The organism is Corynebacterium sp. NML120713, from assembly GCF_001875735.1.
Taxonomy (GTDB): Bacteria; Actinomycetota; Actinomycetes; order Mycobacteriales; family Mycobacteriaceae; genus Corynebacterium; species Corynebacterium pseudogenitalium.
In genome coordinates this window covers 20,892-42,043 of record NZ_MLCR01000009.1, presented here as the reverse complement: position 1 = coordinate 42,043, position 21,152 = coordinate 20,892, and the positions used below count along the sequence as shown (strand labels likewise).

The 21,152-nt window shown below is 58.7% G+C and carries 17 protein-coding genes and 2 tRNA genes; 5 read left to right on the top strand and 14 right to left on the bottom strand.

Going from position 1 to position 21,152, the window contains the following annotated elements; all coding sequences use genetic code 11:
• Nucleotides 1–303: 303 nt before the first annotated feature.
• The 3 genes from BJP06_RS04610 to gltX form a co-directional block, all read right to left on the bottom strand.
• Nucleotides 304–376 (bottom strand) — tRNA-Glu (locus BJP06_RS04610).
• 28 nt (nt 377–404) lie between these two features.
• Nucleotides 405–476: transfer RNA gene (locus BJP06_RS04605), tRNA-Gln, on the bottom strand.
• Between the two features lie 168 nt (nt 477–644).
• Nucleotides 645–2,147: a glutamate--tRNA ligase gene (gene gltX / locus BJP06_RS04600; RefSeq protein ID WP_071572979.1), complete on the bottom strand. Its 1,503-nt coding sequence runs from the start codon at nt 2,145–2,147 to the stop codon at nt 645–647.
• 90 nt (nt 2,148–2,237) lie between these two features.
• On the opposite strand from gltX, the gene BJP06_RS04595 reads away from it, so the two are divergent.
• Nucleotides 2,238–3,353, top strand: a complete 1,116-nt coding sequence (locus BJP06_RS04595) for an isochorismate synthase MenF (RefSeq protein ID WP_071572977.1) — start codon at nt 2,238–2,240, stop codon at nt 3,351–3,353.
• 6 nt (nt 3,354–3,359) lie between these two features.
• On the opposite strand, the gene BJP06_RS04590 is transcribed toward BJP06_RS04595, so the two are convergent.
• The 7 genes from BJP06_RS04590 to BJP06_RS04560 form a co-directional block, all read right to left on the bottom strand.
• Nucleotides 3,360–4,151, bottom strand: a complete 792-nt coding sequence (locus BJP06_RS04590; protein ID WP_071572984.1) for a fumarylacetoacetate hydrolase family protein — start codon at nt 4,149–4,151, stop codon at nt 3,360–3,362.
• Nucleotides 4,152–4,188: 37 nt separating this feature from the next.
• On the bottom strand, nt 4,189–5,658 hold the full coding sequence (locus tag BJP06_RS04585; protein WP_143110539.1) for a cell wall-binding repeat-containing protein: 1,470 nt from the start codon (nt 5,656–5,658) through the stop codon (nt 4,189–4,191).
• Between the two features lie 58 nt (nt 5,659–5,716).
• Nucleotides 5,717–6,733, bottom strand: a complete 1,017-nt coding sequence (locus BJP06_RS04580) for a 3-isopropylmalate dehydrogenase (RefSeq protein ID WP_071572975.1) — start codon at nt 6,731–6,733, stop codon at nt 5,717–5,719.
• A gap of 72 nt (nt 6,734–6,805) precedes the next feature.
• A complete protein-coding gene (serA, locus tag BJP06_RS04575) occupies nt 6,806–8,392 on the bottom strand; it encodes a phosphoglycerate dehydrogenase (protein ID WP_071572973.1) in 1,587 nt (528 codons plus the stop codon).
• Between the two features lie 56 nt (nt 8,393–8,448).
• A complete protein-coding gene (locus BJP06_RS04570; protein WP_255365785.1) occupies nt 8,449–9,222 on the bottom strand; it encodes a hypothetical protein in 774 nt (257 codons plus the stop codon).
• A 106-nt stretch (nt 9,223–9,328) separates the two neighbouring features.
• On the bottom strand, nt 9,329–11,212 hold the full coding sequence (locus BJP06_RS04565) for a DUF262 domain-containing protein (RefSeq protein WP_071572971.1): 1,884 nt from the start codon (nt 11,210–11,212) through the stop codon (nt 9,329–9,331).
• Nucleotides 11,213–11,233: 21 nt separating this feature from the next.
• The gene (locus BJP06_RS04560) at nt 11,234–12,148 is read right to left on the bottom strand and encodes a cation diffusion facilitator family transporter (protein WP_071572970.1); all 915 of its coding nucleotides are present in this window, start codon (nt 12,146–12,148) and stop codon (nt 11,234–11,236) included.
• Between the two features lie 99 nt (nt 12,149–12,247).
• Between BJP06_RS04560 and BJP06_RS04555 the strand changes: the two genes are divergently transcribed.
• A complete protein-coding gene (locus BJP06_RS04555; protein ID WP_071572969.1) occupies nt 12,248–12,652 on the top strand; it encodes a hypothetical protein in 405 nt (134 codons plus the stop codon).
• 64 nt (nt 12,653–12,716) lie between these two features.
• Here BJP06_RS04555 and ilvC read toward each other — a convergent pair whose 3' ends face one another.
• From ilvC to BJP06_RS04540, 3 genes are read right to left on the bottom strand one after another with little or no spacing between them, the layout of a single operon-like run.
• Nucleotides 12,717–13,730 carry a ketol-acid reductoisomerase gene (gene ilvC / locus BJP06_RS04550; RefSeq protein ID WP_071572968.1) on the bottom strand — a complete coding sequence of 338 codons (1,014 nt, stop codon included), beginning with the start codon at nt 13,728–13,730 and terminating at the stop codon, nt 12,717–12,719.
• Nucleotides 13,731–13,790: 60 nt separating this feature from the next.
• Entirely contained in the window at nt 13,791–14,309 is a 519-nt protein-coding gene (gene ilvN / locus BJP06_RS04545) for an acetolactate synthase small subunit (RefSeq protein ID WP_071572967.1), read from the bottom strand.
• A 1-nt stretch (nt 14,310) separates the two neighbouring features.
• Complete coding sequence (locus BJP06_RS04540) at nt 14,311–16,185, bottom strand: acetolactate synthase large subunit (protein WP_071572966.1); 1,875 nt, start codon at nt 16,183–16,185, stop codon at nt 14,311–14,313.
• Between the two features lie 239 nt (nt 16,186–16,424).
• Here BJP06_RS04540 and BJP06_RS04535 point away from each other — a divergent pair, with 239 nt between their 5' ends.
• Genes BJP06_RS04535 through ilvD form a run of 3 tightly spaced genes read left to right on the top strand, consistent with a single transcriptional unit; the run spans nt 16,425 to nt 20,248 of the window.
• Nucleotides 16,425–17,855, top strand: a complete 1,431-nt coding sequence (locus BJP06_RS04535) for a mechanosensitive ion channel family protein (RefSeq protein WP_071572965.1) — start codon at nt 16,425–16,427, stop codon at nt 17,853–17,855.
• A 23-nt stretch (nt 17,856–17,878) separates the two neighbouring features.
• Nucleotides 17,879–18,406: a PH domain-containing protein gene (locus tag BJP06_RS04530; protein ID WP_071572964.1), complete on the top strand. Its 528-nt coding sequence runs from the start codon at nt 17,879–17,881 to the stop codon at nt 18,404–18,406.
• A gap of 3 nt (nt 18,407–18,409) precedes the next feature.
• On the top strand, nt 18,410–20,248 hold the full coding sequence (gene ilvD, locus BJP06_RS04525) for a dihydroxy-acid dehydratase (protein ID WP_071572963.1): 1,839 nt from the start codon (nt 18,410–18,412) through the stop codon (nt 20,246–20,248).
• A gap of 13 nt (nt 20,249–20,261) precedes the next feature.
• Here ilvD and BJP06_RS04520 read toward each other — a convergent pair whose 3' ends face one another.
• Nucleotides 20,262–21,080: a DoxX family membrane protein gene (locus BJP06_RS04520; protein WP_071572962.1), complete on the bottom strand. Its 819-nt coding sequence runs from the start codon at nt 21,078–21,080 to the stop codon at nt 20,262–20,264.
• Between the last annotated feature and the right edge of the window lie 72 nt (nt 21,081–21,152).

Genomic DNA, 21,152 nt, shown 5'->3' with positions numbered 1-21,152 from the left:
AGGCACACATGCGTGAACGCGACCAAGCCAACTCACCCGACGGCCGGCCGAAAGTCTACGACACCGGCATCGACACCGACTTCAACCCCTCCTGGGCCATCCGACACGGCTGGGCAGGACGCTCATAGCCCCAGCACAACACCCCACAACCCACCCATCCCAACCCCTGAAAAAGCACACATTTTGTCACTTAAGTCGACACGCCGAGAAAAGCACACATTTTGTCGCTTAACCCGCTTCAACTGAGGTCCGGATCTGGGGAACAAAGCAAAACAGCCAGTGCAGTGCACTGGCTGTTACTTGTACCCCGTACGGGATTTGAACCCGTGTTACCGCCGTGAGAGGGCGACGTCCTAGGCCGCTAGACGAACGGGGCATTAGGACACAGAACCGAAGTTCTGTAGCTGGCCTACCTGGACTCGAACCAAGAATGACGGTACCAGAAACCGTTGTGTTGCCAATTACACCATAGGCCATTGTTTTTCTTCACTTACAAGACTAAACTATTTCTTTCGTTTTGCCTTGCTCGCTCTGAACAACGATGACTACTATAACCATAAAGCCCAATACGGCACAAATCGCCAGGTCAGGATAGAAAAAGAGGTATCACAAACTATGCGATACCTCTTCACATTCGACTGTGCTTATTCAGCTTCAGGTGCGGTGTACGGGGTCACTTCACGCGCTGCGCGCAGGCGCGCCATCGTCGACTCCTTCCCCAGCAGCTCCATCGACTCGAACAGCGGTGGGGATACTTGCTCACCGGAAATGCCGACACGGAGTGCGCCAAAGGCGACGCGCGGCTTCAACTCCAGCTCTTCGATCAGTGCGGTGTGCAGAGCCTTCTCAATAGACTCAGTAGTCCAGTCATCCTCGGCGACGGCATCTAGGGCAGCGATACCAGCGTCGAGAGGCTCAACAGCGGTGTCCTTGAGGTTCTTCTTCGCCGCCTTCTCGTTGAGCACAAGGTCTTCGTCTGCCGTTACAAGGAACTTCAACAGTCCATACGCATCGGACAGCACTTTGATGCGAGTCTGGACGAGCTCGGCGGCAAGCGCGAATTTCTCCGCCGGGTAGTCAGCTGGGAAGTCTGTGAACTCGGTCAGATAGTCGCGCAGACGCTGTTCAAAGTCTTTCGGTTCGAGCAAGCGGATGTGGTCAGCGTTGATCGCTTCCAGCTTCTTCTGGTCAAATCGTGCGGGGTTGCCAAGCACATCAGAAACGTCAAATGCCTCGACAAGCTGATCAACGCTAAAGATGTCTTCATCGGAGGACAACGACCAGCCCAGCAGTGCGAGGTAATTAATCATGCCCTCAGGGATGATGCCATTGTCGCGGTGGTTGAACAGGTTCGATTCCGGGTCGCGCTTGGAAAGCTTCTTGTTGCCCTGTCCCATCACGAACGGCAGGTGCGCGAACTCTGGTGTGAAGTCGGTGACACCAATGCGCTGAAGGGCCTCGTAGAGAGCAAGCTGGCGTGGTGTGGAGGACAGCAAGTCCTCGCCACGCAGCACGTGAGTAACCCGCATCAGAGCATCATCAACCGGGTTGACCAACGTGTACAGCGGCGCGCCGTTTGAGCGAGCAACCACGTAGTCCGGCTGTGTCTGCGACTTAAAGGTCACTTCACCACGCACCAGGTCGTTCCAGGTCCAGTCTTTGTCCGGCATACGCAGACGCCACACGGGCTTGCGCCCCTCAGCTTCGAACGCAGCAATCTGCTCTTCTGTCAGGTCGCGGTCAAAGTTGTCGTAGCCAAGCTGTGGGTCACGCCCTGCGGCCTTGTGACGCTCCTGCACCTCTTCGTTCGTGGAGTAGGCCGGGTAGACCTCGCCAGCCTCGATCAGCTTGTCCAGGACCTCTTTGTAGATATCCATGCGCCGCGACTGACGGTACGGCTCATGCGGGCCACCGACAAGGACACCCTCATCCCAGCTCAGGCCCAACCACTTCAAGGAGTCAATGATCGCCTGGTAGGACTCCTCGGTGTCGCGGGCTGCGTCGGTATCTTCGATCCGGAAGATCAGCGTGCCGCCACTGTGCCGTGCCTGCGCCCAGTTGAACAGGGCCGTACGCACCATGCCTACATGTGGTGTACCTGTTGGGGACGGACAAAATCGGACTCGCATCGTTGCTGGTTTATTCATGTGCCTAATCGTAGCGCCCTTACACCATCAAGTCGCATATGGCAGGCCTTAATACGGACCGCGCGGCTGCACCTAGTAAAATAGGACCACATGTGTTCAGCCCGCCCTTCCACCGCACCTGACTTCTTGCTTTCCCGAAGCACCGGGTCGGTGCGCACCCAAGGTGCTCAGCAAACGTTTTCAGATGCGTGGAAAGCTATCGCCGCCCTCGAATCCGGCGACGTCAAAATGGTGGTTGGTGCGCTCCCCTTCGACAAAGATACGCCTGCGGCGCTGACAGTTCCGGAATCCATTGTGCGTGAACCTGGCACCCTTGAGCCTCACCCGTATTACCGGGTCGGCCCTGGTGCGCAGCTCCACGCGTCGCTTATCGACGTCGACCCCACCCCGGAAGAGCACCTTCGAAGAGTTGAAGCGGCGGTCTCCACAATCCAGAGTTCCATGCTGGACAAGGTGGTCCTCGCCCGCGCAGTTGACATCGAGTTTGATCCTCCCGTCGACCCTCGCCTCGTCGCTGCGAGACTCATCGACCTTTCCTACACCCACGACGGGTTCATCGCAGACCTCACACCGAGTGGGCGCGTCGGGCACTTCTTCGTCGGCTCGTCGCCTGAAGTCCTGGTACGGCGCAAAGGCAACATAGTAAGCTCGTACCCCCTAGCAGGCTCGGCCGCTCGCGTTCCGCACGATCCAGCAGCAGATGAGGCGAATGGCCAGGCGCTCTACAACTCTGCCAAGGACCGCGACGAGCATGCATACGTGGTCGAGCACATCCGCGGAATCTTGGCACCACTGTGCTCTCAACTCGAGATCCCAGACGGACCCCAGCTGGATAAGACGTCAGAGATGTGGCATCTTGCCACCCCAATCCGTGGCGTGTTGAAGGATCCGGCACCAACCGCCCTCGACCTAGCGCTCCGCCTCTACCCGACCCCCGCTGTATGCGGAACCCCACCCGCCGCAGCGGAGGCGCTCATCACCACCGCAGAGACCGACCGCGGGTTCTACGCGGGCACTGTCGGCTACACCGACAGCAGCGGGGATGGCGAGTACATGGTCGCGATCCGCTGTGCCGAGGTCAACGCCACAGGCACCCAAGCTCGTGCGTGGGCCGGTGGTGGACTCGTCGCCAGCTCTCACCCACAGGAAGAACTCGATGAGACTACGGCCAAGCTGCGCACTATCATGCGCGCGCTCGGCCTTTAGCCCTGTTTAGGCGCGGGCAACCGGGTTAGCCAACGAGCCGATGCCGGGGATCTCAACTTCGATGACGTCACCTGGCACCATTTCAGCGGTTCCCGCAGGCGATCCGGTAGAGATAACGTCGCCCGGCAACAACGTGAACGACTCACTGACCCACTCGACGATTTCTCCGATCGACTTAATCATCTGATTCGAGTTGGAATCCTGCTTCGTCGCAGTCTCCCCATCGTGCGTGAGGTGCGCCTTGATCGGGAGCGAATCGAAGTCGAATCGCTCAAGATCAGTCTCAATCCATGGACCGAGAGGAGCAAATGAATCCATGCCTTTCGCGCGCGCCCACTGCCCATCCGAGAACTGCAAATCGCGAGAACTGACATCATTCATGATGGTGACGCCCCGCACCACCGATTTCCACTGATCCGCCTTCACATTCTTGCACGGCACACCAATCACAAGAGCAAGCTCTCCCTCGAACTCGACGCGGGTAGCAAACTCAGGGATACGGATCGGCGCGCCCGGTCCAACAACGGCTGTAGACGGCTTGATAAAGATAGTTGGCGGCAGATCATCCGCCGTTTGCTGGAAGACTTCCTTCACGTGGTCTGCGTAGTTACGTCCGACTGCCACGATTTTCGACGGTAGCGTCGGCGCAAGCAGCCGCACATCTTCAAGCTTCCACTCTTTCCCGGTGAACTCGGGATCGGTAAACGGCGTGCCTGCAATCGCACGCGCGGTCGTTGCAGCTTCATCAATAACAGCGAAGGTCATGCCTTCGGGTGTAGCAATTCGTCCAAAACGCATAGGGACGAGCATACAACCCCGACGGCCGCACGCCACGTCATTGGTAGCTGACGAACCACGGCCTTGGCTGTACGTCGGTATATGTCTGCTCCGGGCTGAAGGTTGGCGTGTCTTCGTCGATAAAGTTCTTCCACGCCATAAAGAAATCAGGGCTCAGCCCTTGACGCAGTACGTTCCACGTGTCGAACTTCTGCTCAGGTACGCCGTGCCCATCCGCATGAAGCACCCACGCGAGTTCTGGCTGATCGGTGCGGATGTTCTCGCGGTCCGGGTACATGTCCAGACGGAATTGATGCAGAATCAGCATCTTCTGCGGCAGTTTATGTTCCCGGACCATGTTCGCGAGCCAGTCGGCGACCGCGTTAATCTCCCCAGAGGTTGCCGAGCCGATTCGGGACAGCGGCTGCTCGCCGGGATTCAACTTCCACTCTGCATCAAGGGCTAACCCCACATTGGGCCGAAACAGGAGTTCCTCATAGAGTCGAGCTTGGTGGAGGAAATCCCCTTGGCCAGGCTGAAGGTCGAGCACCGCGTATCCACCGGCCTCTGTAATCGCGTCAATGTACGGTACGAGGTCTTCAATCGCCGTCTCGTTGGAGTAATCCCCATCCACGCCTGGCGATTGAGAAGCCACCGTGACAATGATCTCGAATGCCGGAATGACCGGTTCGCCGTCCAACGGTTGATACTTCTGCGCGTACTCCTTTGCAAGCTGCGCCGCCTCCGCTGGCGGCTGCTCGCCCATGACGCCGAGGGCTGGACCCGATGGGTGCCCGTACAGCGCGATCATACGGCGACCTGGGAAGACCAGACCACCGCCACCGGGAAGTTCACCGTGCGTCGCAAGCGTGATCTTGTCCCGGTAGGCATCGGTGCTGCCCCACTGACGCCCAAGCGCGATCGTATCCTGCTCGAGGACCGTGCGCATCGAGTCCGAACTCACTCGCGGATCCGGAAACTGCAAAACCTCGAGGTTCGCACCCGCCGCCCGCGCAGACACCGCCGCGCCGAGCGATGTCTCCTCCGTCACCAAGATCGGCGGAAGCGTGAGGGCTGCAGGTTGCTGCGGCTGCGAGGCCGCAACCGCAGCAATATCGCGCTCTGGGCTTCCGACTTCTAGCGGATCCACGCCCGCATCCCGCGATGGTGTGATGATCTCTGTAGCCCCGAGGCGTTCAACTTCCGCGTCAACAGCCTCTTCCGCGCCCGGCCAACGCACCAACAGTGGGACGCCACGTTCCAGCGCAATTGCAGCGCCTATTAGCTGCGACTCTCTGGTTTTGTCGGCGACGACGACAGCCTCCGAAGCGGGATACAACCGCTTGGAAACTTCCACACCCGTGCCGTCGGGGTCCTGCACAACCTCCGCACCGGACATCTCTAAGGCTTGTGCGTCCTGAATCCCGTTTCTGGCATCACCGGATGAGCATGCGCTCAAGCTCGCGATTGCGACGCCGAGGGCAGCCAGGACACTACTTACACGATGCCGGGTTGAAGCCGTCTTCAATGTCTCCCGCCTTTCCTACACGGAGGTTCTGTTTGAATCTGGACTCAACCCTACGTGGCTACTTCAGCGTGGCGGCAATCCGGTCGCCGACCTCCGTTGTCACGATAGCTGCGCCATCGCGGCTTGCTACTTCCTTCTCGACGGCCACTTCAATCTTCTCGGCGTTCCCCTCATCCCCAAGGAAGCGCAGCATCATCGCGACGGAAAGAATCATCGCGCACGGATCTGCGATCCCTTTGCCCGCAATATCAGGTGCAGAACCATGGACAGGCTCAAACATCGATGGCGTGACCTTTGCCGCGTTAATGTTGCCAGAAGATGCGAGGCCAACACCGCCTGCAACCGCACCCGCGAGATCAGTCAGGATGTCACCAAACAAGTTGTCCGTCACGATGACGTCGTACTGCGCCGGGTCGCTGACCATGTAAATGGTCGCCGCGTCGATGTGGTGATAGTTCGTCGTGACGTCCGGGAATTCCTGCGCAACCTGGTCGAAAACCCGCTGCCACAGGCCACCCGCATTGACCAGGACGTTGGTTTTGTGCACCAGGGTGAGCTTCTTGCGGCGCTGCTGTGCGAGTTCGAATGCATACCGCACGACACGTGCAACGCCGTAGTAGGTGTTTTGGGAGACCTCGGATGCAACCTCGTGCTCGGTACCTGCACGCAGCGTGCCGCCATTACCGGCGTAGAGGCCTTCGGTCCCCTCACGAACAACAACGAAATCAACATCGCCCGGCTGCGCGAGCGGCGAGGTCACGCTCTGATACAGGCGCGACGGACGCAGGTTAACGTAGTGGTCCAGCTTGAAGCGCAATGGCAACAGCAGCCCACGTTCGAGCACCCCGGCGGGAACTTTACGAGGATCCCCGATTGCACCAAGCAGAATCGCGTCGTGTTCACACAACGCCTCGAGGTCGCCGTCGGTAAGCAGCTCGCCGTTGCGCAAGTATCGACGCGCACCAAGATCAAACTCTGTGGTCTCGACGTCGGAGCGAACAGCATGCAGGACCTTGAGCCCCTCTGCCATCACTTCGGGGCCGATGCCATCCCCGCCAATAACAGCAACCTTCATTTTTGGGATTCCTTTCTCACCAGACGGACAGTGCGCTTAGTGTAACACTGTCCGCCCGTGACGGAACCTCCTTTAGGAATCTAAATCGAGCTGGATCGAAGTGGCGTCGATAGACTGCGCAATCTGCTCTTCGAGCTGCTCTGGGACTTCCTTATCGACGCGCAGAATCAGCACCGCACCGTCACCCTTCGTGGTGCGGGTCAGTGCCGCTGCATCAATATTGATGTCGTAGGCGCCGAGCTGCGAGCCAACCTTACCCAGCGCGCCAGGCACATCGGTGTAGCGGAAGAACAGGTTACGGCCTTCCGCACGCATGTCGACGCCACGGCCATTGATGCGGACAATCTTCTCGACGCCCTCCAGGCTGGTCAGCGCACCCGTCACAGTGGCAGTCTGCCCCTCAGCACCGACAGCCTGCACCTCGAGGGCGCTACGGTGCGTCAGCGCCTCAGTTTCCGTCTCGACCGTGTACGCAAGCCCGCGTGCCTCCGCGATTGCGGGAGCGTTCACAAATGTCACCTGCTCATCCACGATCCCGGAGAACAATCCTCGCACGGCGGACAGACCCAGCAGGCTGACGTCTTCCGTAGACAGTTCGCCACGTGCCGTGATCTTTAACGAAACAGGCGCTTCCTCCAGCAGCTTGCCAGCCAGCAAGCCAAGCTTGCGCGCCAACTCGAGCCACCGAGCGACCTCCTCGCCGGCATTGCCACCAGCAACGTTGACAGCATCAGCGACGAACTCACCAGCCAGTGCCTTCAACACAGAATCCGCAACATCAGTGCCCGCGCGGTCCTGCGCCTCAGCCGTGGATGCGCCAAGGTGAGGCGTTACGACAACCTCCTCAAGTTCAAACAACGGCGAATCCGTGCAAGGTTCGGTTGCATATACGTCAAAACCAGCGCCACGGATGTGGCCCGACTTGATGGCGTCGGCAAGCGCCTGCTCATCCACGAGCCCGCCGCGTGCCGCATTGATAATGATCTGCCCCGGCTTCGACTTAGAAAGCAGATCCGCATTGAACATGCCTGCGGTTTCTTTCGTCTTCGGCAAGTGGATCGTCACAAAATCTGCACGAGCCATCAACTCCTCAAGCTCTACGAGCTCAACGCCCATTTGCGCAGCACGTGCTGGGTTAGCGTATGGGTCGTACGCAATGATCGTGGCCTCGAACGCAGACAAACGGTGTGCGAACAGCTGGCCAATGTGGCCGAAGCCGACAATGCCAACGGTCTTGCCAAAGATCTCGGTGCCTTTGAACGCTGAGCGCTTCCACTCACCATCACGCAACGTGGCATCAGCTGCTGGAATCTGGCGGGCGGTAGAAAGTAACAGTGCGATTGCATGCTCACAGGCTGAGTGAATATTCGAGGTTGGGGCGTTCGCAACCATCACGCCGTGCTCGGTCGCCGCCGGAATATCAACGTTGTCAAGACCGACGCCAGCGCGTCCGATGATCTTGAGGTTTGTACCTGCTTCGATCACCTCACGATCAACCGTCGTTGCGGAGCGGACAAGGAGCGCGTCCGCGGAGGGGACTGCTGCTAGCAGCGCCTCACGGTTTGGGCCATCTACCCATTGGACATCCACCGCCTCGCCAAGTGCGTCAACGGTTGACTGGGAGAGTTTATCGGCGATGAGGACAACAGGTTTCGACATAAGAATGGGGTCTCCTGAGAATCAAATAGTGTGGGTACCCCGAACACCTTAATCGGTCAACTACGGGTTGTCCTGCGGTTAGCTTCATACTTTTCTTCCGCTTGGGAAATCCTGCGCGATAACTCGTCGCTAGTCCCGAAATCCGTGCCAAGTGCGACGAGCGGACCATTCGCGAGCCCAGCAAGGGCGAACAGCGTATCAAAGGATGCCCTCGGGTCCGGTTCATCCACAACGACGACCTTGGCCCCGAAACTGCGAGCATTCGCAATCGCTGCAATCGAAGTATTCGACGTCGCCACAACGAGCGGTGCCATATCAGCATCCCTCCGCGAGAGAATCGGGAACGGCTTTGCCTGGGCCCCCTTCATGACCACGGGGTCTGCCCACGCTGCACGCAGCCATGTAGGCTCGCGCGAGCGCAACTTCGCCACCTCCCGCGCAGCGGACCCTGGCGAAGAAATCAACCGTTCCTCAAACATCAGCGATGTCATCGGCCCCAAAGCACCCCGCCCACCCGGGTCGCGGTACACACGCATCCGTCCAGTGGTTTGCGCCAGCGGCACGTCTCCGACCGTGAGCACCGTGTAAGTGTGCAAGCGCTCGGTTTCCTGCAGGATCTCATTATGACGATCTGGGTCGTAGACCAGCATCGGGGCGTGTGCCACAACAGCAATCGAGGCGGCTCGCAACTGCGCTTCCACCGACGTGTCCGACACCACCAGTGTTTCCGAAACACGGAAGAAATGCTGCAGCGATGCAATGCCGGTGCGATCCGCTAACACCACCGGATGCTGCTCAAACATCGCGGACACGTGGCGCGATTGATTCACCTTCCTTGCCTCCCCCAGCGGCCCCAGTTGTTGCTCTGGTGAGCAAGCAGCAAGCAGCGTTGCCACGCTCAATACTGCGAGGCAACGCTGCTTTACTCGTCCGTAGTTAATCCTCTTCGCCTTCCGGCTCTTCCTGCTCTACGTCGGGCTCTTCAACCTCAGGTTCCTCGGTAACTGGGTCAGGCTCTGCTTCAGACTCGAGTTCTTCGGAGAAGTCAACCTCAGACTCTAGTTTGCCGTCGATATCGCGGATCACTGCTTTATCCAGTGCATACTCAACGATGCCAACGAAGCGCTCACGACGGTCTGCCAAGAACTCCGTCCACTGCGAATTCAGCAGGTAGATCGGCGTCATCTCGTGGCCTTCGAGGACTTCATCAAACTCGTCGTCATCCATCAGCGACTTCGACTGCAGTCGCGGAATGTAGCGCTTCGGCTGGTTATCCTCAATGAGCACGTCCGTGCGCTTGCCCATCGGCGTGCGGTTTAGCACTGACTGCGCCACAACTGGGTCTGCGCCGATATCGTCACAGAACGCAGGCGGGAACACGGTATTGAAGTATGGCTGAAGCTCCGCGAACGTCTCGCGGTTGAACGGCTTCCCCGTCCTCCAGTCGAGGGCACCACGCGCCATCAACAATGCGTACAAACCACGGTAGACACCGCTTTCCTCTGTCGCGGTAAGCAGACGAGATTCCGCAAACGTCGCGTCCGACACCGTACGCGGCGTCGCGTCGGTCTCCTGCAGAACCCACGGGGTGACCTCGGTAACGTCAAGACCCGCACGGATAGTCGGGGCGTGCGCACCGTAGAGCTCGCCGAAGACACCCGACCAGTACCAGCGGTTGAGACGGTCCTTCGACTCCTGGCTGTGGTCCCACTGCGGGTGCTCCGCCAGACGCGCCAAGATAGTAGCCAATGGAACGATCTGGGAGGTATACGGCACCTGGTCCACGCTCAAGATGCAGCGCTCAGCCATAAACTCGGCCGCTGCCTTGAACGCATCCGCCATTTCCTGCGCATGCTGGCGATAGTCGTTGAGCGAGAGGTTCAAAATATCGCCGCGGTGACCGACTGCATGCCCATGACGGCTGGTCAGCAGGAGCGACATTGCACGGAGGAACTCGATGCGCCCGATGTCATCCAAGGCTGGGTACTCGCGCAACTGCTTTTCGACGCCCCGCCAATGCTCAGCAAGCAGGAAATCTGGATCCTGCGTAGCGAACATAGCCGTCAACAGTTCGAAGACGTCCATCTGAACACCAGCGGAGTTTGCGTGTGCAAAAATCTGTCCAACGCCGATCTGCGAGGTTTCCCGGTCAATGCGGATCACTGGAACGTCGTACGCCGGCATCCAGCGCATAACTTCGTTCAGGAACTGCTTGACTGCTGCGCGCATCTCGTGGTCTTCGGCATCGGCTGCCATGTCGAGCAGCAAATCATTGCCCTCTTTCCAGAGCAGCAGCGACACAGGCACGACCCCGTGCTTCAGCATGTCTTCACGGCTCCGAATACCTTCCGGAATATCTGGGCCGAAGTGCGAACGAATTTGGCCTTCTTCGTCGACGGCGAAGACCGCTTCTACCGGCATTGGGTCGGCAGAAACAGCAGTACGCACATCCACAAAGAACCGACGGTGAATGCGGCGACCGAGGAAGTCTACGGTCGGGACAATGCCGTCGCCCTTGAAGGCGTGGTACAGCGATGTCAGGCGCTGCTGGCCGTCGAGAAGCAACAACCCTGGGTGCGGTTCTTTGACGCTGAGCTCAAGCCCTTCGAGCGGGCGTGGACGGAAGCGCATCGGCGTACCACGGGTGTCCAATGCAAGGAACGAGCCGATTGGATAGCCGCGCAAGACCGAGGTGACCAGGGTACGAATGCGGTCGACGTCCCAGATGTATTCGCGCTGAAAATCGGGAAGCTGAAGCTCTCCACGCTCAGCTCGCGCGAAGAGGTCCTTGAGTGAATAGCTTGGTGTAGTAAAACCCATAAGTCATACTTTAGAACAGAATTAACAAACATTCTCGTGGCCACGGTGCTCAGGCAGTTCAACCTGGATCGTGGAATGCTCAATACCCAGCTCACGCAGCACTTTTTGTGCACTGTCAAGTATGCGTGATGCTTTCTGCCCAGGGTGCTTCACCACATGGACTGTCGCTAGAACGGACACCCCATCAAGCGACCACAAGTGCAAATCGTGGATATCCACCACGCCATCGATAGCACGCAGTGCTGGTTCGACACTCTCCACATCGAACCCAGGAGGGACCTGCTCCAGCAACACCTGCAGTGAGTGGCGTAGCAGCGACCACGCGCGCGGCAACACCAACGCCGCAATGAGGAAGGAAGCAATAACATCCGGCAGCTGGCTGCCCGTCAACGCAATTACCGAACCAGCAACGAGCACCGCCACCGAACCAAGCATATCCACCAACACATGTAAAAACGCCCCTTCGACGTTGACGGAGTTTTCTCGCTGACTATGCAGCACCCAAGCTGAAATTGCGTTCGCCACAAGGCCTATCACGGCGATAACCATCATCGGGCCCGTGTCGATTTCAGTAGGCGTGGAGATACGCCGAATTGCTTGCACCACGATCCAGATCGAAATAAGCAGCACCGTCAGCGCGTTTACCGCAGCCGCAAGCACTTCAACACGACGGTAACCGTAGGTGGCCTTGACTGAGGCAGCACGCTTACCTATTACCACAGCGATCACCGCGATGATCAGTCCCGCTGCGTCCGACAGCATGTGCATAGCGTCTGCCATCAGCGCCATCGAGCCGGTAAGCCAGCCGCCAATGAGCTCCGCGAAGAAAACTACACTGGTAACTCCCAACGCAATCAGCAGGGCGTGTAACGGCGCATCGCCTACATGATCATGGTCGTGATCGTGATCGTGGGCGTGTTCGTGGCTATGCAACATGCCGTGATTCTAGTTCACGTTTGAATATCGGCCAAGCGGACAGCATCGGAAGCAACCAAAACATTATTTGCTAGCCTTGACGAAAAAGAAAGGAATCACGTGACTCAGCAACCGCACGAAACCCCGAACAATCCCCCACTCGAGATTCCGGAGGAGCGACGCCACCTCCCTGCCCCATCCGAGCCAACACCAAGCAACGGTAGCTGGTGGAAATGGCTCCTCGGTATCGTTGTTTTCCTCATTCTCGCCTGGCTGCTCTGGTCGCTGTTCGAAGGTGGCCAGACTGAAGAAGAATTCAACAACACCACCCCGAGTGTTACGGCGACCGAAACCGTTGACGTCACCACCACGATGACCGAAGACACCACGGAAACGGTTGAGCCTGCAACTTCGCCAAGCTCGGAGGGCGCAGAGCCGACGGCGCAGGAAGAAATCACTACGACAGTAAATCTCAACGACATCATCAGCGAATCGCCTGAGTCCGAGGCAACACCGGCGCAATAACCCAGAACCGAAAAACTGGGAGGAACCTTCTGCAGGTCCCTCCCAGTTTTTCATCTACGAGATCTTAAGCGGTCTCGTTGAGTGGGTTCTGTACCCAGCTCATCATCGAGCGCAGCTCCGCACCAGTCTTCTCGATTGGGTGCGAGGAGGCCTTGGCACGCAGATCCTCCAGCTTCTTGTTGCCGTGCTTCACGTTTTCAACAAGGCGCTTGGTAAAGGTGCCGTCCTGGATATCACGCAGCACGTCACGCATGCGCTCCTTGACGCTCTCGTCGATGAGGCGTGGCCCTGACAGGTAGCCGCCAAATTCAGCGGTGTCAGAGATGGAGTAATTCATGTTCGCGATTCCACCTTCGTAGATCAGGTCCACGATCAGCTTCATCTCATGCAAGCACTCGAAGTACGCCATCTCCGGCTCGTAGCCAGCCTCAACCAGCACGTCGAACCCAGTCATGATGAGGTCCTCCAGACCACCGCACAGCACCGCCTGCTCGCCGAACAGGTCGGTGACGGTCTCCGCCTCGAAGGTCGTTGGGATGACACCCGCGCGTGCACCGCCGATTGCAGCAGCGTACGAGAGCGCCAGGTCGCGACCGTTGCCCTCAGGATCCTGATCGACGGCGATCAGACAGGGGACGCCCTTGCCCTCAATAAAGGTGCGACGAACCAGGTGCCCTGGCCCCTTCGGCGCAACCATGCCGACGATAATGTCATCTGCCGGCTGAATCAGGTCAAAGTGGATGTTCAGACCGTGGCCGAAGAACAGCGCGTTGCCAGCTTTCAGGTTTGGCTCAATATCGTTGCGGAAGATCTCCGCCTGGGAGGTATCCGGAGCCAGCAGCATGATGACGTCCGCCCATGCGGTAGCGTCAGCGTTGCTCTTGACCTCGAACCCGGCTTCCTTCGCCTTCTCTGCACTCTTCGAGCCTTCACGCAGGCCGATGACAACCTCGACGCCGGACTCACGCAGGTTCTGCGCGTGCGCGTGCCCCTGCGATCCGTAGCCGATTACTGCAACCTTCTTTCCCTGGATGATGGACAGGTCTGCATCCTGGTCGTAAAACACTTCAATAGCCATTGGTCGGCTCACCTTTCTGTATGCGTATGGAGAAATATATCGGAGTTGGTGGCGTCGCACTTAGGATTGCGATGCCATTGTTTCGGCGCCGCGCGAAAGCGCGACGTCACCGGAACTCGCCAGTTCGCGAATTCCGAACGGCTCAAGCACGTCGAGCAGCGCCCGGAGCTTCGCCGGCGTACCCGTCGCCTCAATCACGAGGGATTCGGGTGAGACGTCGACGACGCGAGCGCGGAAAATATTGGCGGCATCCACGACCTGTGGCCTGTTGCCGTTATCTGCACTCACCTTGACCAGCATCATCGAGCGGGCCACCGTGGCATCGTCGTCAAGCCTCTGGACTTTCACCACCTGGACGAGCTTGTTGAGCTGCTTCTGAATCTGCCCAACCGAATGCTCGCTGGCGTCGACAACAATGGTCAGCCGGTTGATACCTTCCGTCTCTGTGCTCGCAGACACAAGCGAGACCATGTTGTAGCCACGGCGCGTAAACAGAGCGGATACGCGCGTGATGATGCCATCGACATCTTGCACAAGCACCGACAACCTGTGCCGGGTGATTGTTTGCACTGGTGCCATCTTAGTTCGCTCCCTCTGTCTTATCTTCGAGTGTCGTCAACACTTCATGAATTGCCTCTGGGGTCTCGGCCGCCGATTCCTCCATGTCGAAGAATGGCCGCATCCCGAGTGCGTACTGCATGTCCGAGTTCGATGCACCCGCGGCGACCATCGGCCACACCTGCGCGTCCTCACCGACGATGAACTCGACAACAACAGGCCGATCGTTGATGCCACGCGCCCACTCAATCGCGGGGACGACGTCCTCTTCCTTCGTAACGCGAATCGCTTCTGCTCCGAGCGCCTCAGAAAGCCTCACGAAGTCAGGGACGTAGGTCTCTTCCCCACCGAGCTTGGTGTGCGAGTAGTTACCTTCATAAAACAGCGTTTGCCACTGACGGACCATCCCAAGGTTGCCGTTGTTAATCAGGCAAACCTTGATCGGCAGCCCTTCCATCGCTGCGGTGGTAATTTCCTGATTCGTCATCTGGAAACAGCCATCGCCATCAACAGCCCAGACTTCCTTGTCCGGCATCGCGGCCTTCGCGCCCACTGCTGCAGGCACCGCGTAGCCCATGGTTCCCGCGCCACCAGAGCTCAGCCAATGACGAGGCTTATCGAAGTCCAGGAACTGTGCGGACCACATCTGATGCTGACCAACGCCTGACACGTAGATGGCGTCCTTACCGACGGTCTTCGACAACGTCTCAATCACGAACTGCGGGGAAAGCTTCCCGTCTTCCTGCTTATCGTAGCCACGCGGGAACCGCTCCTGGAGATCCTGGAGCCGTTCCAACCAGGCATCCATTTTTGGAGCCGGAACATTCGGCGAGCCAGTAAACGCCGCCGTCAGCTGGGCAAGCACCTTCTTCGCATCACCAACGATTGGCACATCAACCGGACGGATCTTCCCGATCTCAGCAGGATCGATATCCGCATGGATCGTGTCCGCATGTGGTGCGAAGGTATCAACATCGCCGGTTACGCGATCGTCGAAGCGTGTACCGATCGCAATCAAGAGGTCGGCTTCTTGCAACGCACCCACAGCTGGCACGGTGCCGTGCATACCCGGCATACCCATGTAGCACGGATGGTCCTGCGGGAAGGCACCCAGCGCCATCAATGTGGTCACCACCGGAATACCCGTCGCTTCCACAAGCTCAAGCAGTTCCTTATTCGCCGCTGACTTAACGACGCCACCACCGATATACAGCACCGGTCGTTTCGCTTGCGAGATCCTCTCCGCAGCCGTCACCACCTGCTCGTTGAGAGGCTCATTGGCCGGAACGTATCCGGTTTCCAACAGTTTCGGCGACCACGAGAACTCCATGAGCTGCGCCTGGATATCCTTCGGGATGTCCACGAGCACCGGCCCCGGGCGGCCACTGGACGCGATGTGGAACGCAGTTGCAAGCACGCTCGGAATCTCATTGACGTCCGTGACCATGATGTTGTGTTTCGTAATAGGCATGGTGATCCCACGAATATCCGCCTCCTGGAACGCATCCGTTCCAATCATCGACGAACCTACCTGCCCTGTGATGGCGACAATCGGAACTGAGTCCAGGTATGCGTCACCGATCGGCGTGACAAGGTTTGTGGCCCCCGGCCCGGAAGTGGCGATGCACACGCCTACCTTTCCGGAAGCAACCGCGTACCCTTCTGCGGCGTGGCCTGCACCTTGCTCATGGCGAACCAGCACGTGTCGCAGCTTCTCAGCTGCGAAGAGTGCGTCGTAGAGAGGAAGAACCGCGCCACCGGGGAGGCCAAAGACAATCTCGGTACCTAGCTCCTCAAGACTGCGAACGACAGCGTCGGCTCCGGTGATGAGCGGCACGGTGCGCTCATCACCAGGCTGCGTCGATGCATTCGTCGGGGGCTTGTGTGAAGCAACCACGATGTCGAGCTCCTTAGTGTTTCTTTAACAACAACCATCGAATCAGATCTAAAACAAAAGCCCCCGACCAAGCCGTGTGGCTGTCGAGGGCGCTTGAGTTCGCGACTGTCTAGGCAAGCAGTCCGCTACGGCAAGCGCCGGGCGGAATAAGAATGACTAGTACGCGCGAAATGATCATGAGTTGAATCATACACATTCCACAGCGAAATGTGAGGGATTCGGATTATTATTCAAAAATTATGCCGTTGTCATACATTGCCGAACAGATTTGGCGCTGGTTCGCTGAGACAGGAATCAATCTCGCGCTCCTGCTCACAATCGCATTTTTAGTACCGCGAGCTGGCCGTTTCTTGAACCGTCACGCTGAGCGGCAAGTCAAGGAGTCCGGCGAAACCGATGAGGCGAAAAGTCGCTTAGCCATCGTGGGCGTAGGCGTCTACATCGCCCAGATGATTGCCTACTTCTTGATTTTCGTCTTCGCGCTCCAACAACTCGGATTCTCGCTCGCGGGTGCCGCAATCCCTGCAACGGTCGTTTCAGCAGCAATCGGTTTTGGTGCGCAGAACATCATCGCGGATTTCCTTGCAGGGTTTTTCATCCTCACTGAAAAGCAGTTCGGCGTCGGCGACTATGTCGCGTTCCAGGGCAACGGCATCGATGTTTCCGGCGATGTCATCCAGATCACGATGCGTGCTACCCAGATCCGCACGATTGAGCAATCGACTATCTCTATCCCGAATTCGACAGCAAGAATCTGCATCAACCAATCCAACTACTGGTCAAGCGCGGTCGTCGTCATTCCAGTTCCCCTCCTGGGGTCAACGTCTGCGGAAGACGCACTGCAAAGAACTCAAACCGCGGCGCAGCGGGCGCTTGCCCAACCCGACATTGCCGACGCCACCATCGACGACGTCGTAGTACAACCTGCAATAGCAGTCAATGCCCCGGCCACAGTCGGAAGCTCATGGACCATTGATATGCGCGTGATGGTTCGGACCCAACCACTCATGCAGTGGATGGTCGAGCGCGCGATTCGCATGGCAATCCTCGACGAATTCTGGAACGAGTACGGCGCTGCGACCACATTCGAGGGCGCGCTCGTGCAAAGTCTGGAGCAGCCGACAAAGCACTTCAACGCTCAACCGACCACCGAGCGGATACCCGCCGCTTCCACACAGCCGCAAGCACTGCCCGCAGCCACTCCGATCCCGGATCCGGCCGCCATCGACGATTCAAACGACGCTGATGAAGATACGCCGGAGCCAACACGCGTATTCCGTGGCATCATGCGGCTCTCCACGGCTTTTCTCCTTGCAGGGTTCGCCGTCTTGCTCATTGTTCGTGGTCTCATGCTGCAGCCAGCGGAGGAAAGTAACGCAAACTCCGGTGTCTGGGCACCGCCTGCCCGGCCGACGATAACCTCGAGCACACCTACCCCGGCGCCTCATGAGGAAAGTCCCGTACTCGACACCAGCACCGCCGAACCGACGTTCACCGAGACCACCGAATCGGTTACGCCTACAACCACAACCACTACAAGCGAATCATCTGAATGGACGTCGGAAACCACCACGCACGAGCGCGCCACACCAACGGCGACGCCAACGGTAACGGAGGAAACGGTTACGGGCGAAGCGGACGTCGATAAGGAGCAACTCCCGCAGCAGTAAGAGGATTGGCTAGCATAACGTGCATGACTGACTCGTCCACCACTTTTCGCCCCAGCAAACAACACGTCATCGCGCTTGTCCTCATGACAGGCATCGCACTGATCGGTATTTCCTGGGCCCCGCTCATTCTGGGTTGGCTGCTGCTCATTCCGCTCGCGTGGCTGCTCTGGATTTTCACTGCCTCAACCACAATCAGCGAACAGGGCATCGCACTGCGGTACGTAGTGAAACCGAACGTCACCATCGCGTGGTCAGATTTGTCGGGGATTGCATTTCAGGGGGCTCGGGCGAAGGCCACAACCCAGGACGGAAAATCTTACACAATGCCTGGTGTGACCTTTAATATGCTGCCGGAACTCGCCGAGGCATCCCGCGGCCGTATCACGGACGTGATTACACAAGCACAAGAAGCCGCCGACGGAAAATACGAAATCATCAACAAAGACGGCAATAAAGTACTAATGTCGCGAGAAGCCTACGACGAATATGTCAAGGCACACCCCGATCTGCCCGGGCCACGGCCCGAGCCCGCGCCACGAACAAAGGAGTAAGCCGTGATCCCTCTTCGCTCACGAGTCACCACCATTGGCCGGCAAGCTGCAGGTGCCCGCGCGCTATGGCGAGCAACCGGTACGGAAGAAAATGAGTTCGGCAAGCCGATCGTGGCCATTGTCAACTCGTATACACAGTTCGTGCCGGGCCACGTGCACCTCAAAGAGGTCGGAGAAATCGTGGCGGAAGCCGTACGTGCCGCCGGGGGTGTGCCAAAGGAATTCAACACCATCGCCGTCGACGACGGCATCGCCATGGGGCATTCCGGCATGCTCTACTCCCTGCCCAGTCGTGAAATCATCGCGGATTCAGTGGAGTACATGGTCAACGCCCACACCGTCGACGCCATGGTGTGCATTTCCAACTGCGATAAAATCACACCGGGCATGCTCAACGCATCCCTGCGCCTGAACATCCCGACGGTCTTTGTCTCCGGCGGCCCAATGGAGTCCGGTAAGCCGATCAACGTTGGTGGCGTCGAAAAGCCAGCCTCCGACCTTGTTGACGCCATCGCGCTCTCCGCGAACGAGGCCGTCTCCGACAGCGAACTCGACGCCATCGTCGAAGGCGCTTGCCCCACCTGCGGATCATGCTCGGGCATGTTCACCGCAAACTCCATGAACTGCCTCACCGAAGCCCTCGGGCTTTCGCTGCCTGGCAACGGCACCACCCTGGCGACGCACACCGCACGGCGTGAACTCTTCGAGAAAGCCGGCACTACCATCGTTGACCTGTGCAACCGCTACTACGGCAAGGGCGACACCTCTGTACTCCCGCGTGAGATCGCAACCGTGCACGCTTTCCGCAACGCGATGTCCCTCGACATGGCCATGGGCGGGTCGACCAACACGATCCTGCACATCCTGGCCGCCGCGCAGGAAGGTGAAGTCGACTTCTCACTCACAGATATCGACGACCTCTCCCACCGCATCCCATGCCTCTCTAAAGTCGCACCCAACGGCACTGCTCACGTTGAAGACGTGCACCGCGCCGGGGGTATCCCCGCTATCCTGGGCGAACTCCACCGCGGTGGCCTGTTGCACGAAGACGTCCACTCAATCGTCTACGCCTCCCTCGACGAGTGGCTCAACGAATGGGACATCCGCGGCACCGGAGCGTGCGACGAAGCTATCGAACTGTTCCACGCCGCACCTGGCGGTACACGAACCACGCAGGCGTGCTCGCAATCCGCGCGCTGGCCGAGCCTGGATACCGATGCCGTTCGCGGTGTGATCCACGATGTCGATCACCCGTTTACTTCCGATGGCGGATTGGTCGTCCTGCGTGGCAACCTTGCCCCGGACGGCGCAATCCTCAAGACCGCGGGCGTCGAAGAGGGCCTCTGGGAGTTCTCGGGGCCAGCGCGAGTCGTGGATTCGCAGGAACAGGCAGTTTCGATGATTCTCGCCCACGAAGTGCTCGAGGGTGAAGTCGTCGTCATTCGTTACGAAGGCCCTGCGGGCGGTCCTGGCATGCAGGAAATGCTCCACCCAACGTCATTCCTGAAGGGCGCTGGCCTAGGCACCAAGTGTGCGCTGATCACCGACGGCCGCTTCTCCGGCGGCACGTCAGGCCTGTCTATCGGGCATATTTCGCCTGAGGCTGCCCACGGTGGGCTCATCGGACTGATCGAAAACGGTGACACCATCTCGATTTCGGTCTCGCGGCGCGAGCTCACTCTCGATGTTGACGAAGCTGTTCTGGAAAAGCGCCGTGAAGCAATGGAAGCCTCCGAACACCCGTGGACACCGAATCGTGTCCGCGAAGTGTCGAAGGCTCTCAAGGTGTACGCCAAGATGGCGACATCCGCAGATAAAGGCGCCGTTCGCCAACTCGATTAACGAGTAGTGGTGGTTAGGCCAGTGGGTTCACCCCGGTGCCGAACCACCACAAGGCGCCCGCCGCTGCCAATCCGAGGATCGCGAAGACCCAGGAACTTGCCAGTGGTCGGCGTGCCCACGAACGGGTTGCGTCGACGCCGTACAAGCCAGGGCCAGTGAACTGCAGCGCGAGCACTACTCCGAACAGTACCGCCGCCAAGACAGTTACGGGCTCCCACTCAAACACGTTCACACCCACACCGCTCACGACGATGCTGTGGATGACCGCAAAGCCAGTAACGGCAATCCCCACCATTGCCGCCGCCGGCGCCAACAGCCCCAACAGCAGGAACACACCTGCTGCAAGCTGGAGCGTTGGCAGCACAATTGCCAGGCCGTCAGTAAACGCGTAGCCCTGCGCAGCAAACTCCGATTCCAAGCCGCCGATTCCAGCAGAGTTACCGAGACGGAAGAACACTGCGATCGACTGCAGAACGAGAATTAGCCCAACCGTCAAGCGTACGAGCAGCAGACCAAAGTCAAGCGTGCCACGCTTTGCCTGTACGACCTTAGCCTCCTCCTCTTGAGCGGAATCAGCTACCAGATCCGCGCCCGCGTAGGTAGTGGGCGCTGGGTCAACCACGTTGCTCGTGATGACCGTTTCAGTCACGGGAGCAGCGCCGAAGCTGCCTGGAGCGTCAGCGTTCGGAAACACCTCGGTCGGGGCGGCCTTCCCCGTCATCGAGTAGATTCCTTTCGTCGAGTCATCTCCAGCCGATCCCTGAAAGTCGGGAACGCCATCGAGACCACCAAAATCCTCGGGCGTAGCATCTCGCAAGTTTTTCTCAGTCATGCCTAGCAATCTAGAACAATTCTGCCCAATTCCGAGGCTGTGAACCGGCGCGCCATCAAACTTCTTGAGCGA

Bases quoted from the DNA above. Each gene is read 5' to 3' on its own strand.
- gltX (WP_071572979.1), bottom strand. From the start codon at position 2,147: ATGAATAAACCAGCAACGATGCGAGTCCGATTTTGTCCGTCCCCAACA.
- BJP06_RS04595 (WP_071572977.1), top strand. From the start codon at position 2,238: ATGTGTTCAGCCCGCCCTTCCACCGCACCTGACTTCTTGCTTTCCCGA.
- BJP06_RS04590 (WP_071572984.1), bottom strand. From the start codon at position 4,151: ATGCGTTTTGGACGAATTGCTACACCCGAAGGCATGACCTTCGCTGTT.
- BJP06_RS04580 (WP_071572975.1), bottom strand. From the start codon at position 6,733: ATGAAGGTTGCTGTTATTGGCGGGGATGGCATCGGCCCCGAAGTGATG.
- serA (WP_071572973.1), bottom strand. From the start codon at position 8,392: ATGTCGAAACCTGTTGTCCTCATCGCCGATAAACTCTCCCAGTCAACC.
- BJP06_RS04565 (WP_071572971.1), bottom strand. From the start codon at position 11,212: ATGGGTTTTACTACACCAAGCTATTCACTCAAGGACCTCTTCGCGCGA.
- BJP06_RS04560 (WP_071572970.1), bottom strand. From the start codon at position 12,148: ATGTTGCATAGCCACGAACACGCCCACGATCACGATCACGACCATGAT.
- ilvC (WP_071572968.1), bottom strand. From the start codon at position 13,730: ATGGCTATTGAAGTGTTTTACGACCAGGATGCAGACCTGTCCATCATC.
- ilvN (WP_071572967.1), bottom strand. From the start codon at position 14,309: ATGGCACCAGTGCAAACAATCACCCGGCACAGGTTGTCGGTGCTTGTG.
- BJP06_RS04535 (WP_071572965.1), top strand. From the start codon at position 16,425: ATGCCGTTGTCATACATTGCCGAACAGATTTGGCGCTGGTTCGCTGAG.
- BJP06_RS04530 (WP_071572964.1), top strand. From the start codon at position 17,879: ATGACTGACTCGTCCACCACTTTTCGCCCCAGCAAACAACACGTCATC.
- BJP06_RS04520 (WP_071572962.1), bottom strand. From the start codon at position 21,080: ATGACTGAGAAAAACTTGCGAGATGCTACGCCCGAGGATTTTGGTGGT.